Source organism: Quadrisphaera sp. DVD1, from assembly GCF_058932755.1.
The window spans coordinates 18,859-32,389 of sequence record NZ_JBZYWI010000020.1 but is presented as its reverse complement, the minus strand read 5'-3'; the positions used below and the strand labels follow the sequence as shown (position 1 = coordinate 32,389).

Here is a 13,531-nt window from a genome sequence, read left to right as displayed (position 1 = left end):
GGGGGCGCCGGCGGGTCGACCGGCGGGGGCAGGACGCCGTCCCACGGGCCCTCGAGCACGTCGACGGGCACCTCGAGGAACACCGGCCGGGTGCGGCGGGTGCGCCAGCGGGCGAAGGTCTCGCGGACCACCGCGGCGGCCTGCGCGGCGCTGTCCACCCGCACGCTGCGCTCGGCCACCCCGGCCATGGACCCGCGGCTGTCGCGCATCTCGTGCAGCTCGCCGACGTCGGCGCCGGCCAGGCCGCGCGGGGCGCCGGGGGCGACCACGAGCAGCGGCACGGAGTCGGCGTGGGCGGTGCCCACGGCGGCGGCGACGTTGTTGACCGCCGGCCCGCTCGTGGTGAGGACGACGCCGGGCCGGCCGCTGGTGCGGGCGTACCCGTCGGCGGCGTACCCGGCGCCCTGCTCGTGCCGGGGCGTGACGTGGCGCAGGCCCGAACCGGCCAGCGCGCGGTACAGCTCGAGGTTGTGGGTGCCCGGGATGCCGAAGACCACCTCCACGCCCTCGGCGACGAGGGCGGCGACCACGGCGGCGCCCCCGGTGAGGTCGCCGGTGGGGTCGGCGGTGGGGTCGGCGGCGGAGGGGAGCGGGGGAGGGGTGCCCGTCGTCATGCCTGCACTGTGGAGCACTGAGGCCCCGCGCGGGCCACCGGCGCCCTCCTCCGCCTACGGTCGGGGCGTGAGCGAGATCCCGCAGCCGCTGGTGAGCACCACCCGCTACGACGCCGACACCGTCGTCATGCGCCAGAGCAGGGCGGTGCACTACGAGGCGCCGTTCCTCTTCCTGCTCTTCGGGCAGCACACCGCCCTCCTCGTCGACACCGGGGCGACCGCCGACCCCGCGCTCATGCCGCAGCGGGAGGTCGTCGACGCCCTGCTCGCCGAGCGGCTGGCAGCGGCCCCGCGCGAGGGCTACCGGCTGCTCGTCGTCCACACCCACGGCCACGACGACCACGTCGCCGGCGACGCGCAGTTCGCCGACCGCCCGGACACCACGGTGGTCGGCCCGGCGCTCGCGGACGTCGTGGCCTTCCACGGCTTCCAGGACTGGCCGGCCACGCCCCGCGCCCTCGACCTCGGCGGTCGGGTGGTCGACGTGCTGCCCGGGCCGGGCCACCAGGAGGCCGCGACGGTCTTCTACGACCGCGCGACGGGGCTGCTGCTGACCGGCGACACGCTCTACCCCGGCCGGCTGTACGTCGAGGACTGGGCGGCGTACACCGCGACCGTGGACCGGCTGCTGGCCTTCTGCGCCGACCGGCCGGTCAGCGCCGTCCTGGGCTGCCACGTCGAGATGAGCACGACACCGGGCGTCGACCACCCGCGCGGCGCCGCGGAGCAGCCCGACGAGGCCCCGCTGGCGATGGGCGTGGACCACCTGCGCGCGCTGCGCTCGGCCCTCGACGCCGTCGGCGGGGCGCCCGGGCGCCACGTGTTCGACGACTTCGTGGTCGTGCACCGGCCCCGCTGAGGCGTGCGGGGCCGCGGGGTGTGCGGGGCGGCGGACGGGGCAGGGAGGAGGAACCGCCGGACCACCGAAGGAGCCCCCTTGTCCAGCACGAGCGAGCCGGTCGCGCTGACGCTGCCGACCGATGCGCACGCCCCTCGGCGGGCGCGCGACTTCGTGCGTGAGGTCGCCGGCGGCACCGTCGGGGAGGACGCGCTCGACCGCGTCGAGCTGCTGGTCTCGGAAGTGGTCACCAACGCCGTCCGCCACGGCGCGCCGCCGATCACCCTGGCCCTCGCCCACGAGGACCACGACCTCGTCGTGCGGGTCACCGACGGCAACCCCGCCTCGCCCGTGCAGCGCCACGCGAAGGACTGGGAGGAGTCCGGCCGGGGGATCGAGCTGGTCGACCTGCTCAGCGACGCGTGGGGCGTCGAGCCGTCGGAGTCGGGCAAGGCGGTGTGGTTCCGCCTCGAGGGGTGAGCGGGGGATCCGCTGTTCGGCGGCTGTTCCTCCCGCGGTCACCGGGGGTCGGCGCGCTGGACGCCGGCCCGGCGTAGTCCTGGCGCGACCGCAGCGGTCGGCGTCCGGGAGGGGTGGCGGTGCCTGGTCCCAGCACCTGCCTCAAGGTCGGCTGCCCGACGCTCGTGCCGCCCGGCGCCCGCTACTGCCCGGTCCACGCGGCCGTCTACGAGGGGCACCGCGGAGGAGCGGCCTAGGCCGCTCCTCCGCCGCTCTCGTCAGGTGCGCCGCCGCGCCAGCGCCGGGCGTCGAGGGAGAAGACGAAGCGGTGGCCCGGCCACTCGCTGACGCACCACAGCTCGCTGCCGGGGCGCGACCAGTCGAGGTCCTCCGGGCCCGGCGGCAGCACCCCGCGGTGCCGGGTGAAGGCGCCGGGGGCGCCGACGTGCAGGTCACCCGGGTTGCCCTCGCCGGTGCTGGCCGTGACGTACCAGGTGCCGCCGTCGACGGCGACGCCCTGCATCCGCGGCGGCTGGTGCTCGTGCACCTCGACCGGCGCGCAGCGCCCGCCCGTGCCGGCCAGCGGCAGGCCGGTCGTGGGGTCGAGCGGGTAGCGCACGAGCCGCGGCGCCCCGCCCCTGCGGCGGTACTCCCCGGCCACGAGGCTCAGCTGCCCCGCGACCTCCCCGATCGACAGGAACGAGAACAGCAGCCGCCCCGTGCCGGTGAGCAGCGGCACGCGCAGGCGCTGCAGCTGCGGCAGGACGAGCTCCTCCGCCCCGCCGGTGGCCCCGGCGGCGAGCCGCCTCCCCAGGGCGCGGGTGGGCGCGCGCACGACGTCGCCGAGCCGGAAGACCCGCACGCCGGCGATCGTGTCGGCGACGTAGAGCAGGTCGCCGCGCACGGCGATGCCGCCCGCGTGCACCGGCACGGCGCCGAGGCGGCGCAGGGGCCAGCGGCGCGGCGCGGCGAGCAGCACGTGCCGGTAGCGGGGGCGCTCAGGGTCGCTGCGGTCGACGACGGAGATCCGCGCGCCGGGGGAGGTGGAGAACCGGCTCCGCCGCTTGGCGTACCAGCTCACGAGCAGGACGTCGCCGCGCTCGTCGAGGCTGGCGACCCCCTGCGGCCACCACCGGCGGTCGTCGCGGTCGGCGGCGTCCCAGGTGAAGGCGGTGCCGGCCGCCTCCCCGGGCGCCTGCGCCGCCTCGCCCGTGCGGTCGAGGTCGGCGAGGACGCCGTCGAGCCCCACCGCGGTCGTGCGCCGGCCCAGCCGCGCGACCCGGGAGCTGCGGGCGCGTGTGGTCCTCAGCGCGTGGCGCCGCCTCGTGGCCATGCCCACCCCCTCAGGCCGGCTGCGCCGCCGGGACCGGGTCGAGGCCGCGGGGCCCGCCCGGACGGCAGCGCAGCAGGCGGCCGGCGGTCAGGCGCAGCCCGCGCGCGGTGCCGTGCTCGCGCAGCGCCCCGAGGGCGTAGTTGGAGCAGGTGGGGGTCATCCGGCAGCAGCCGGAGCGGCGGCGAGCGCTGATCCGGGACTGGTAGAGCTGCACCATCCGCACGGCGCGGCTCTCCCCGGCGGCGGGGCGCTGCAGGGCCAGGAGCAGGGCGGCCGGGGCGAGCAGCACCGACTGCGTGCCGCAGCCGAGCGCCTGCGCCAGGCAGCACCCGGTGTTGAGGAGGAGGACGTCGCGCAGGCAGCCGCCGTCGCCGCCGCGCGGCTGGCGCGAGTAGCCGCCGTAGCCCCTGCCGTACCCGCTCCCGTAGCCGCCGTAGCCGCCCCGCCTGCGCGGCCCGCCGATGCGCACCCACACCATGCTCGGTCTCCTCCGGTTCGCCGCCCGGTGGTTCCGAGCGAGCGGTCGGTACCCGGCGGCGCCCCCGGCATGCGCGGCGGGCTCGCGCCCCTGTCGTCCGCGGCCCCCGGGGGCTAGCGTCGGGAGCACCACTCCCGTGGCCGAGGGAGGCCGCTCGTGACCGTCGAGAGCTGCGACGTCCTCGTCGTCGGGGCCGGGCCGACGGGCCTCGCGCTCGCCGCCTCCCTCACGGCGTCCGGGGTCTCCTGCCGCGTGGTCGACCGCGGCGGCGACCGCGCGCAGGAGTCGCGCGCCCTCGCCGTCCAGCCCCGCACGCTGGAGGTGCTCCAGCCGTTCGGGCTCGCCGAGCAGATGGTCGCGCAGGGCCGCCCCGCCGTGCGCGCGGTGCTGCACGCCGGGGGGCGGGCGACGCCGGTGCCGCTGTTCGACCTCGGCATGGCCGACACGGCCCACCCGTCCCTGCTCTTCCTCTCGCAGGCGCGCACCGAGGCGCTGCTGCTGGACCACCTGGCGACCGCTGGGGTCGCCGTCGCCCGGCGCACCGCGCTGGAGGGGCTCACCGACGACGGCGACGGGGTCACCTGCCGGGTGCGGGGGCCCGACGGCGCCCTCGCCAGCGTGCGCGCGCGCTACGTCGTCGGGTGCGACGGCTCCCGCAGCACCGTGCGGCGCCTGTCGGGGATCGGCTTCCCGGGCGGCCGCTACCCGCAGACGTTCCTCCTGGCCGACCTGGAGGCCGACGGGCTCGAGCGCGGCGCGCTGCACGCCTACATCCGCCGGGCCGGGCCGGTGCTGTTCTTCCCCCTCGGCGCGCCGGCCACCTGGCGGCTGATCAGCATGCGCGCGGACGTCGCCCGCGTGGGCACCGCGGGCGAGGCCGAGCCCGCGGTCGGCGGCCCGGTGGCGCTGGAGGAGCTGCAGGCCGTGGTCGACCGGGCCACCGGCGGCGCCGTCCGCCTGCACGACCCGGTGTGGGCGACCGCGTTCAGCGTCCACCACCGCCACGCCACGGCCTACCGGACGGGGCGCGCGTTCCTCGCCGGCGACGCCGCGCACGTCCACAGCCCGGTGGGGGCCCAGGGGATGAACACCGGCATCCAGGACGCGCTGAACCTCGGGTGGAAGCTCGCCCTGGTCCTGCGCGCCGGGGCGCCGGAGGAGCTGCTCGACTCCTACGAGGCCGAGCGGCGCCCGGTCGGCGCGAAGGTGGTGCGCTTCACCGACCGCGCCTTCACGGCCGCGACCTCGTCCTCCGCCCTCGCGCAGCTCGTGCGCGCCGAGGTCGTGCCCCGCGTGCTGCCGGTGGCGCTGCGGTCGCGGCGCGGGCGGGCGGCGGCCTTCCGCACGATGTCGCAGCTGGGCATCACCTACCGGGGCAGCCCGGCCGTCGACGCCGCGGGGGCCGGGCGAGCTCCCCGCCCGGGGGACCGGCTGCCCGACGCGCGGGTCGTCCGGGACGGGCGGGAGGGGTGGCTCCAGGAGAGCCTCAGCGCGCGCGCCTGGACCCTGCTGCTCTGCGGGACGGCGGCCGCCTGGGACGAGCACGCCGTGGCGGCGCTGCGCGAGCGGTGCGGGGAGCTGCTGCAGGTCCGCCACCTCGACCGGGTCGCCGCGCCCGGCGTCCTCGCCGACCCGAGCGGGCGCGCGCTGGCCGCGCTGGGGGTGCGCTGCTGCGCCGGCCTGCTCGTGCGGCCGGACGGCCACGTCGCCAGCCGCGAGGACAGCATCGACCTCACGCGGGCGAGCGCGCACCTGGCGCGGTGGCTGCCGAGCCCTCGGGCCGCGACACGGGCGGACCGCTCCGGGAGCTAGGTCCCGCGCGAGACGGCGCGGCGCCGCTACCGTCCAGCGACCCCCGAGCGATGGAGCCCCCGTGTCCCAGCAGCCCTACAGCGGCGCCCCCGCGCCCGCCCTCGTGCGCCCGACGTCGGGCAAGGCCGTCACGAGCTTCATCCTCAGCCTGCTCTGGATCTTCGGCCTCGGCTCCCTCCTCGCCATCGTCCTCTCGGCCATGGCGATGAAGGAGACGAGGGCCGGGCTCAAGGGCGGGCACGGGCTCGCCGTCGCCGGCCTCGTCATCGGCATCCTCGGGGTGGTCCCCGTGCTGCTGTTCCTGCTCCTCCTGGTCGTGGGCCTGGCCACGAGCGGCTCCACCTCGCCCTGACCGCCGCCGCCCGAGCACCTCACCCGACCGTCGGTGCCCCTGAGCGCTGCGTGGCCGCCCAGGACGCCAGGAGGCTGAGGGCGTCGGCGGTGGGCGAGGCCGGCTCGGCGGCGTAGAGGGTGAGGGTGAGGCCGGGCTCGGAGACCATGTCCATGCTCTCGTAGGCGAGGTCGAGGTTCCCGACGGCGGTGTGGTGGAAGGTCTTGGTGCCGGCGCCGTGCAGGCGCACGTCGTGGGCGTTCCAGCGCCGGCGGAACTCCTCGCTGAGCGTGGAGAGCTGGCCCACCAGGTCGTGGAGGGCCTTGTCGTGGGGGTCGCGGCCGGCCTCGGTGCGCAGGATGGCGACGCAGGTGTCGGCCGCGGTGGACCAGTCGGGGTAGAAGCGGCGGGAGTCGGCGTCGAGGAAGGTGTAGCGGGCGAAGTTCGGCGGGACCTCCGGGTCGCCGCCGTACAGGGAGTCGTGCATCGCCCGCCCGAGGGGGTTGGTGGCGAGCAGGTCCATGCGCCCGTTGCGGATGATGGCGGGACCACCGGAGACGGCGTCCAGGGCCCACTGCAGGCTCGGTCGTGGCGTCCACCGCTTGGTGGTGGCGCGCCGGCGCGGGCGCTCCAGGGCGGCGGTGCCGTCGGCGGCGCGGGCGAGGTCGAACAGGTGGGTGCGCTCGGCCTCGTCGAGCCGTAGGGCGCGGGCCAGGGCGTCGAGGACGGACGCCGAGACGCCGGCGAGGGCGCCGCGCTCGAGCTTGGAGTAGTACTCGACGCTGATCCCGGCCAGGACGGCGACCTCGGTGCGCCGCAGGCCCGGCACGCGCCGGGCGCCGACGTCGGGCAGCCCGACCTGCTGGGCGCTGAGCTTGGCCCTCCTCGTGGTGAGGAACTCGCGGACCTCCGCGCGGTTGTCCATGCCCCGACGGTAGGTCCGGTGGCACCGGTCGGCGACGGTCCTGGGACGCCCTGCCGGTACACCCCTCAGCAGGGACTCCCTCGATCCCGTCCGGGGGGCTTGCCTGGGTGGTGTCGTCAGCACCACCCACAGCAGCGAGGAGGGCGGACCGTGCGCGGTGTCGTCATGCACGGAGCCGAGCCCGTCGGCCACCACAGGAGCCGATGATGCAGGCCCTCCGCGCCATCCGGCCGGGAGGCCACGTCGGCTGCGCCGGCGCCGCCCACGGCGTGCAGGTCCCCGGTGACGCGCTCTTCCCCTCCGCCGTCCACCTGCACGGCGGCCCCGCACCGGTGCGCCGCTCCCGGCCCGAGCTGATCGACCTGGTCCGGGACCTCCTGCGCCCGTGACCAGCCCGACCTCCTCGCCCAGGCGGTCGCCGTCCGGGACGACCAGCACCACCGGAGCCCGACCGGTGACGGCGGCGCTGGTCGCCACGGTGGTGCTCCTGACCGCCATCGCGCCGCTGGCCACGGACATGTACGTGCCGGCCTTCCCCGACGTCGCGCGCGACCTCGGGGCCAGCGCCACCCAGGTGCAGCTGACCCTGACGACGTTCTTCGTCGGCATGGCCACCGGCCAGCTCGTCGGCGGACCCGTCTCGGACCAGCGCGGCCGGCGCCGACCCCTGCTCGCCGCGACCGCGGTCATGCTCGTCGCGTCGGTCGCCTGCGCGCTGGCGCCGAGCATCACGACCATGGCGGCCGCCCGCTTCGTGCAGGGCTTCGCCGGCGGCTGGGCGATGGTCGTCGGCCGGGCGGTCGTCGTGGACCTGGCCAGCGGCACCCAGCTGGTGCGGGTCCTCAACCTCGTCCAGGGCGTGGGAGGCATCGCCCCGATCGTCTCGCCGCTGCTGGGCGGCGCGATCCTCCAGGTCTCCGGCTGGCGCGCCCCGTTCTGGGTGATCGTCGTGACCGTCGTCGCCATGGCCGTCGTGGCGTGGCGGGTGGTGCCCGAGTCGCTGCCCCCCGAGCGCCGGCGCTCCGGAGGGCTGCGCGCCTTCGCCCGCGCTGCGCGCGAGGTGCTGGGCGACCGCTCCTACGTCGGCCACGTCGTGGTCGCCGCCGCGGCGATGATCGGCCTGTTCGCCTACGTGGCGACCTCGGCGTTCGTCCTGCGGTCGATGAACGGCCTGTCACCGATCGCGTACTCCGTGGACTTCGCGGCCAACGCCGGTGCCATGACCGTCACCGCACTGCTCGCCGCTCGTCTGGCCGGGCGCGTGGACACCCGCCGGGTGATCCTCGCCGGGCAGCTCCTCGCGCTGGCCGCCGGGCTGGCCATGCTCGTCGGCGCGCTGTGGCTGGGCACCCCGCTGGTCCTGTCCATGGCCTGCTTCTTCGCCCTGATGGCCGCCCTGGGCCTGATCTGGGGCAACGCCGGGGCGCTGGCCGCCGCCGCCGTGCCCGAGCACCCCGGCACCGGCTCGGCCGTGCTCGGCGCGCTGCAGTGGGGCACCGCCGGCGTCGCCGCGCCGCTGGCCGGCCTCGGCGGCACCGGGACCGCCGTTCCCCTGGCGGTCATGATGACCCTCGGCGCCGTGATCTCGATCGCCGGGCTGCTGGTCGTCGCCCGACCGCCGGCACCGCCGGCCGCACCGAGCTGACGAGCACCACGCACCGACTCCGCCCCCGCCGACCCTGGAACGGAACCCCGATCGTCATGGACCGCGTGCTCGCGCCGAGACCCGTCGTGGGCCGCGGCCTCGTCCTCCTGCTCGCCGTGACCGGAGGGGCCGCCGTCGGCAACCTCTACTGGGCGCAGCCCCTGCTCGAGGTGGTCGCGGACGACCTGGCCGTCCCGGCCGCTGCCGCGGGCTGGCTCGTCACCGTGACTCAGCTCGGCTACGCGCTCGGCATCCTCCTCGTGGTGCCGCTCGGCGACATCCTCGACCGGCGCCGGCTCGTGCCCGTGATGCTGCTCTGCTCGGCCGTCGCGCTGGTCCTGTGCGCCCTCGCCCCGACGTTCGGGACCCTGCTCGCCGCCGTCGGCCTGCTCGGGCTGACGACCGTCGCCGGGCAGATCATCACGCCCCTGGCGGGCGACCTGGCCGACGACGCCACGCGCGGCCACGTCGTGGGCACGGTCGTCTCCGGCATCCTCACCGGCATCCTCGTCTCGCGGACCGTCAGCGGCCTGGTCGCCGACGCCGCCGGCTGGCGCGCGATCTACGTCGCCGCGGCCGTGGTCGCGGTGGTCCTGGCCGTGCTGACCCGGCGCAGCATCCCGGTCCTGCCGCGCCGCGACCGCGTCCGCTACCCCGCGCTCCTGGCGTCCGTCGGTGCGGTCGTGGCGCAGCACCGCACCGTCCGGTGGTCCCTGGTGCTCGGGGCGCTGCAGTTCGGCACGTTCACCATGTTCTGGACCGCGCTCACCTTCTACCTCAGCGCGCCGCCGTTCTCGTACTCCGTGAGCGTCATCGGGCTGTTCGGGCTCATCGGCCTCGCCGGGGCGGTCGCCGCGCAGCGCAGCGGGAGGCTCCACGACCGCGGCTGGTCGTCGCGGGCCACCGGGACCGGGTGGTGCCTCGCCCTGGCGGCGTTCGTCATCGGCGGCCTCGGGGAGCGGTCCGTCGTGCTCGTGGTCGTCGCCGTGCTGCTGCTCGACGTCGCCGTCCAGGCGCTGAACATCCTCAACCAGGCGCGGCTGTTCGCCGCCGTGCCCGAGGCCCGGAGCCGCGTCAACACCGCCGTCGTCACCGCCAACTTCGTCGCCGGGGCGATCGGCTCGGCAGCCGCCGGCCTGCTGTGGTCGGCCGGCGGCTGGGCGGCCGTCACCCTCACTGGGTGCGTCCTGTGCCTGGCCGGGCTCGGCGTCTGGACCGCCGGGCGCCGGGGACCGCTGGTGGTCCCCGGCGCCTCCTGACCTCGCGGGCGAGGGTGGTCAGGCGAGGGTGGCGACGTCGATGACGAACCGGTACCGGACGTCGGAGGCCAGGACGCGCTCGTAGGCGTCGTTGATCCGGTCCGCCGAGATGACCTCGACCTCGGCGCCGAGGTGGTGCTCGGCGCAGAAGTCGAGCATCTCCTGCGTCTCGCGGATTCCGCCGATCATCGACCCGGCGTAGGAGCGCCGGCCGCCGAGGAGGGAGAAGACGTTGAGGCTCAGCGGCTCGGGGGGAGCGCCGACGTTGACCAGCGTCCCGTCGACGGCGAGCAGCGACAGGTGCGCGTCGACGTCGATGCTGGCGCTGACGGTGTTGACGATGAGGTCGAAGCGGCTGGCGAGCTGCTCGAACGTCGCGGGGTCGCTGGTCGCGTAGTAGTGGTCGGCGCCCAGGCGCAGGCCGTCCTCCTGCTTCTTCAGCGACTGGGACAGCACGGTCACCTCGGCGCCCATCGCGTGGGCGAGCTTGACGGCCATGTGCCCCAGCCCGCCGAGGCCGACGACCGCGACCTGCTTGCCCGGGCCGGCGCCCCAGCGCCTCAGCGGGGAGTAGGTGGTGATGCCCGCGCACAGCAGGGGAGCGGCCGCGGCGGGGTCGATGCCGTCGGGGACGGTGAGGACGAAGTCGGCGTCCACCACGACGTGGGTGGAGTAGCCGCCCTGCGTCACGGTGCCGTCCCGGTCGGTGCCGCCGTAGGTGGCGACCATGCCCTTGACGCAGTACTGCTCGTCGCCGTTGCGGCAGTTGACGCACTCGCCGCACGAGCCGACCATGCAGCCGACGCCGACCCGGTCCCCGACGTGGTGGCGGGTGACCGCGCTGCCCACCTCGGTGACGAGGCCGACGATCTCGTGGCCCGGCACGAGGGGGTAGGGCTGGGGGCCCCAGTCCCCCCGGACGGTGTGGATGTCGGAGTGGCAGATGCCGGCGTACTCGACCGCGATGAGGACGTCGTTCGGCCCGACCTCGCGGCGCTCGATGGTCGTGGGGGCCAGCGGCTCGGTGGCGGAGGGGGCGGCGTAGGCGTGGACGTGCACGGTGCTCCTGTTCGAGTGGGGGGGGCGTGGCCGGGGCGGCCACGGGTGGGTGGCGGGCGTCAGCCGGCGAAGACGTCCTTGGCGACGGTGATGAGGCTGCGGTCGCGGGCGGTGAGCTCGGCGAGCTCGGGGGCGACGTCGCCGGTGGTGCGGCGTCCGCCGCCGACCTGGCGGGCTGGGACTGGTCGGGGACGGGGTTCCTCGGGGTGGTGGGGTCAGGACTGCTGGGCCGCGTCGTACAGCTCGTCGGGGACGGGCTCGAGCCAGGTGGTGGGGTCGGAGCCGTCGGGGTCGGCCTCCAGGAGCGCGAAGTGGCTCATGAAGGTGTCGGCCGTGGCGCCGTGCCAGTGCTCCTCGCCGGGCGGGCAGATCACGGTGTCGCCGGCGCGGGCGCGCACGACGGAGCCGTCGCGGGTGCCGACGAGGCCGACGCCCTCGCTGATGTGCAGGGTCTGGCCGACGGCGTGGGAGTGCCAGTTGGTGCGGGCGCCGGGGGTGAACCGCACCAGGGCGGCGGTCATCCGCGACGGACCGGTGCCGCTGTAGAGCGGGGTCATGTAGACGTCGCCGGTGAAGGCCGCGGCAGGGGTCTTGACGGTGGGGCGGGGGTGCTGAAGGTCCATGGGGTGCTCCTCCTGGGGCGAGGTGGTGCAGGCCTTCGACGCTAGGCCGCCGCGCGGGCCCCTTCCACCTCGCAGGGGTGCCCTGTCGTGGCACCCCTGCTCGGAACACCCTCCAGAGGTGCCCGGCAGAGCGGTGCCGCGGCCTCGGGGCAGGGGGAGGGCCGAGGATCAGGCGAGCTGGTCCTCGGGGTGGACGCGCAGGGCCAGGAGGGCGACGTCGTCGTCGACCCGGGTCCCCACGGCCTCCAGCAGCGCGTCCAGGAGGTCGTCCAGGGGCAGGTGCGCGAGGTGGGCCCGGCGTCCTCGGGGTGCACCGCGTCGGCGAGCGAGGTCGAGCAGGGGTCGAGGTCTGCGGGGTCCGTGCCCGAGATCTCCAGCATCCGCTCGTCCCAGGAGCGGGTGCCGGCGAGGAGGTCGACGTCCCACATGCCGATCCGCGCGGCCTGATCGCCAGGTCGAGGATGAGCTGGTCGCCCTCGCCCTCGCGCTCGTGGGAGAGGGCGGAGACCTCCATCTCGGCCATCGCCACGCTGGCGAGCTGCTGCAGTGACGTGACGTCGCTGGCCGACCAGGTGCGCTGGCCGGGGGTGAAGACGCACAGGGCGCCGACGGCGTGACCGCACCCATCGGTCAGGGAGCGCCCAGACAGGCCCCGACGGCTCCGCTCGTCACCGGGGCAGCACTGCGACGCGCTCGTCGCGGGCGGCAGTCCGGCGGAGCCGGCGATGAGCTGGACGTCGGAGAGCCTGGGCGTCGGAGAGCAGCGACACCTGGGCCGCCGGCGTGCCGAGCAGGCGGGCGGCGAGGTCGGCCAGGCGGTCGAGGGCCGGCGTCGAGCTGTTCCGCGCGCCGGGGCGGGGACCCGATCGGGTGGCGCCCTGCGAGCGCGGCGAGCCGGGGGAGGTGTCCAGCGCGCTCTCCGCGTCGGGCGTCGTGGTGGGCACCAGGCTCTCGTCGCGGGCGGGTCCGCTCATCGGTGCGCGCAGGCCCTCCCGTCCGCCACTGCCCCGCGCTGGTGCGCGCCGCTACGCTCCGCTCGTGCCTTCATCGACGTGTCGCACTCATCCGGTCGAGCGTCCTGGCAGTTCGCGATGAGCGGCGGGCTGGCCGCTCTGCTGGACGACGTCGCCACGCTGGCGCGGGCCGCGGCGGCCTCCGTGGACGACGTCGGCATGGCGGCCGGCCGTGCGAGCACCAAGGCGGCGGGCGTCGTCGTCGACGACACGGCCGTCACGCCGCAGTACGTCCAGGGCCTGGCTGCCGAGCGGGAGCTGCCGATCATCCGCCGGATCGCGGTCGGATCGCTGCGCAACAAGCTGGTGATCATCCTGCCGGCGGCGCTGCTGCTCAGCCAGTTCCTGCCGTGGCTGCTGACGCCGATCCTCATGCTCGGCGGCGCCTACCTCTGCTACGAGGGCGCGCACAAGGTGTGGGAGAAGGTCGGCGGGCACCACGGCTCCCACGAGGAGCAGGCGAGCGAGGAGCCGGCCCTCATCGACGAGGACGTCGTCGTCCGCGGCGCCGTGCGCACCGACTTCATCCTCTCGGCCGAGATCATGGTCATCGCCCTCAACGACGTGGCGGACCAGCCTCTGGTCAGCCGCGCGATCATCCTCGCCGTCGTGGGGGTCGGCATCACCGTCCTCGTCTACGGCGTCGTCGGCCTCATCGTGAAGATGGACGACGTGGGCCTGAGCCTGGCGCAGCGCAGGTCGCCGGGGGTGGCCCGGGCCGGGCGGGCGCTGGTCCAGGCCATGCCGCGGCTGCTGGCGGTCATCGCCGTCGTCGGCACCGCCGCGATGCTCTGGGTCGGGGGCCACATCCTGCTCGTAGGCGCCGACGAGCTCGGGTGGCACGCCCCGTACGGGCTGGTGCACCACCTCGAGGAGGCGGCGCACTCCGCCGCGGGCGCGCTCGGAGGCCTCGTGGGCTGGCTGGTCGAGACGCTCGCCAGCGCGGTGGTGGGCCTGGCGGTGGGCGCCGTCGTCGTGCTCGTCGCAGCGCTGGCGGCTCGGGCGCGCCGGGGCTCGTCGGCCTCGCCGTCCGCGCACTGAGCACCCTGGTGCGGCTCGCCCGGGAGCGCGGCGGCGCGTCGGCCGCGGCGGCGGGCTCCAGCGGGTGCTCGCGCTGGGCGTGGCACCACGCTGGCACGCCG

The 13,531-nt window shown here is 76.3% G+C and carries 15 protein-coding genes and 1 pseudogene; 9 read left to right on the top strand and 7 right to left on the bottom strand.

Annotation, left to right across the window (positions count from 1 at the left end; all coding sequences use genetic code 11):
- A partial coding sequence (locus AC5FZL_RS04065) for a thiamine pyrophosphate-binding protein (RefSeq protein WP_493617281.1) occupies positions 1 to 614 on the bottom strand: 614 nt, incomplete at its 3' end.
- 67 nt (positions 615 to 681) lie between these two features.
- On the opposite strand from AC5FZL_RS04065, the gene AC5FZL_RS04060 reads away from it, so the two are divergent.
- On the top strand, positions 682 to 1,473 hold the full coding sequence (locus tag AC5FZL_RS04060; RefSeq protein ID WP_493617280.1) for an MBL fold metallo-hydrolase: 792 nt from the start codon (positions 682 to 684) through the stop codon (positions 1,471 to 1,473).
- A 78-nt stretch (positions 1,474 to 1,551) separates the two neighbouring features.
- Entirely contained in the window at positions 1,552 to 1,932 is a 381-nt protein-coding gene (locus tag AC5FZL_RS04055) for an ATP-binding protein (protein WP_493617279.1), read from the top strand.
- Positions 1,933 to 2,164: 232 nt separating this feature from the next.
- Here AC5FZL_RS04055 and AC5FZL_RS04050 read toward each other — a convergent pair whose 3' ends face one another.
- Both AC5FZL_RS04050 and yidD read right to left on the bottom strand, forming a co-directional pair.
- Positions 2,165 to 3,244 carry a hypothetical protein gene (locus AC5FZL_RS04050; RefSeq protein WP_493617278.1) on the bottom strand — a complete coding sequence of 360 codons (1,080 nt, stop codon included), beginning with the start codon at positions 3,242 to 3,244 and terminating at the stop codon, positions 2,165 to 2,167.
- A gap of 10 nt (positions 3,245 to 3,254) precedes the next feature.
- A complete protein-coding gene (gene yidD, locus AC5FZL_RS04045) occupies positions 3,255 to 3,722 on the bottom strand; it encodes a membrane protein insertion efficiency factor YidD (RefSeq protein WP_493617277.1) in 468 nt (155 codons plus the stop codon).
- 156 nt (positions 3,723 to 3,878) lie between these two features.
- Between yidD and AC5FZL_RS04040 the strand changes: the two genes are divergently transcribed.
- Positions 3,879 to 5,534, top strand: a complete 1,656-nt coding sequence (locus AC5FZL_RS04040) for an FAD-dependent monooxygenase (protein ID WP_493617276.1) — start codon at positions 3,879 to 3,881, stop codon at positions 5,532 to 5,534.
- Positions 5,535 to 5,595: 61 nt separating this feature from the next.
- Positions 5,596 to 5,886: a DUF4190 domain-containing protein gene (locus AC5FZL_RS04035; protein WP_493617275.1), complete on the top strand. Its 291-nt coding sequence runs from the start codon at positions 5,596 to 5,598 to the stop codon at positions 5,884 to 5,886.
- Between the two features lie 19 nt (positions 5,887 to 5,905).
- On the opposite strand, the gene AC5FZL_RS04030 is transcribed toward AC5FZL_RS04035, so the two are convergent.
- Positions 5,906 to 6,790, bottom strand: a complete 885-nt coding sequence (locus AC5FZL_RS04030) for a helix-turn-helix domain-containing protein (protein WP_493617274.1) — start codon at positions 6,788 to 6,790, stop codon at positions 5,906 to 5,908.
- 194 nt (positions 6,791 to 6,984) lie between these two features.
- Between AC5FZL_RS04030 and AC5FZL_RS04025 the strand changes: the two are divergent.
- The 3 genes and pseudogenes from AC5FZL_RS04025 to AC5FZL_RS04015 all read left to right on the top strand — a co-directional run.
- Positions 6,985 to 7,158 (top strand): annotated as a pseudogene (locus tag AC5FZL_RS04025) (IMP dehydrogenase); the annotation flags it as partial.
- A gap of 17 nt (positions 7,159 to 7,175) precedes the next feature.
- Complete coding sequence (locus AC5FZL_RS04020) at positions 7,176 to 8,435, top strand: multidrug effflux MFS transporter (RefSeq protein WP_493617273.1); 1,260 nt, start codon at positions 7,176 to 7,178, stop codon at positions 8,433 to 8,435.
- A gap of 65 nt (positions 8,436 to 8,500) precedes the next feature.
- On the top strand, positions 8,501 to 9,694 hold the full coding sequence (locus tag AC5FZL_RS04015; protein WP_493617272.1) for an MFS transporter: 1,194 nt from the start codon (positions 8,501 to 8,503) through the stop codon (positions 9,692 to 9,694).
- A gap of 18 nt (positions 9,695 to 9,712) precedes the next feature.
- Here the strand turns inward: AC5FZL_RS04015 and AC5FZL_RS04010 are convergent, their stop codons facing one another.
- Together AC5FZL_RS04010 and AC5FZL_RS04005 are read right to left on the bottom strand one after the other, a co-directional pair.
- Positions 9,713 to 10,753, bottom strand: coding sequence for an NAD(P)-dependent alcohol dehydrogenase (locus AC5FZL_RS04010; protein WP_493617271.1), 1,041 nt, complete (start codon positions 10,751 to 10,753; stop codon positions 9,713 to 9,715).
- Positions 10,754 to 10,968: 215 nt separating this feature from the next.
- Positions 10,969 to 11,376 (bottom strand): (R)-mandelonitrile lyase, encoded by a 408-nt coding sequence (locus AC5FZL_RS04005; RefSeq protein ID WP_493617270.1) that lies wholly within the window; start codon positions 11,374 to 11,376, stop codon positions 10,969 to 10,971.
- Between the two features lie 189 nt (positions 11,377 to 11,565).
- Between AC5FZL_RS04005 and AC5FZL_RS04000 the strand changes: the two genes are divergently transcribed.
- Entirely contained in the window at positions 11,566 to 11,823 is a 258-nt protein-coding gene (locus AC5FZL_RS04000) for a hypothetical protein (protein WP_493617269.1), read from the top strand.
- A gap of 221 nt (positions 11,824 to 12,044) precedes the next feature.
- On the opposite strand, the gene AC5FZL_RS03995 is transcribed toward AC5FZL_RS04000, so the two are convergent.
- Complete coding sequence (locus tag AC5FZL_RS03995) at positions 12,045 to 12,350, bottom strand: hypothetical protein (RefSeq protein ID WP_493617268.1); 306 nt, start codon at positions 12,348 to 12,350, stop codon at positions 12,045 to 12,047.
- A gap of 117 nt (positions 12,351 to 12,467) precedes the next feature.
- Between AC5FZL_RS03995 and AC5FZL_RS03990 the strand changes: the two genes are divergently transcribed.
- Positions 12,468 to 13,430, top strand: coding sequence for a DUF808 domain-containing protein (locus AC5FZL_RS03990; protein ID WP_493617267.1), 963 nt, complete (start codon positions 12,468 to 12,470; stop codon positions 13,428 to 13,430).
- Positions 13,431 to 13,531: the final 101 nt, after the last annotated feature.

Bases quoted from the DNA above. Each gene is read 5' to 3' on its own strand.
- AC5FZL_RS03995 (WP_493617268.1), bottom strand. From the start codon at position 12,350: ATGAGCGGACCCGCCCGCGACGAGAGCCTGGTGCCCACCACGACGCCC.
- AC5FZL_RS03990 (WP_493617267.1), top strand. From the start codon at position 12,468: ATGAGCGGCGGGCTGGCCGCTCTGCTGGACGACGTCGCCACGCTGGCG.
- AC5FZL_RS04050 (WP_493617278.1), bottom strand. From the start codon at position 3,244: ATGGCCACGAGGCGGCGCCACGCGCTGAGGACCACACGCGCCCGCAGC.
- AC5FZL_RS04005 (WP_493617270.1), bottom strand. From the start codon at position 11,376: ATGGACCTTCAGCACCCCCGCCCCACCGTCAAGACCCCTGCCGCGGCC.
- yidD (WP_493617277.1), bottom strand. From the start codon at position 3,722: ATGGTGTGGGTGCGCATCGGCGGGCCGCGCAGGCGGGGCGGCTACGGC.
- AC5FZL_RS04030 (WP_493617274.1), bottom strand. From the start codon at position 6,790: ATGGACAACCGCGCGGAGGTCCGCGAGTTCCTCACCACGAGGAGGGCC.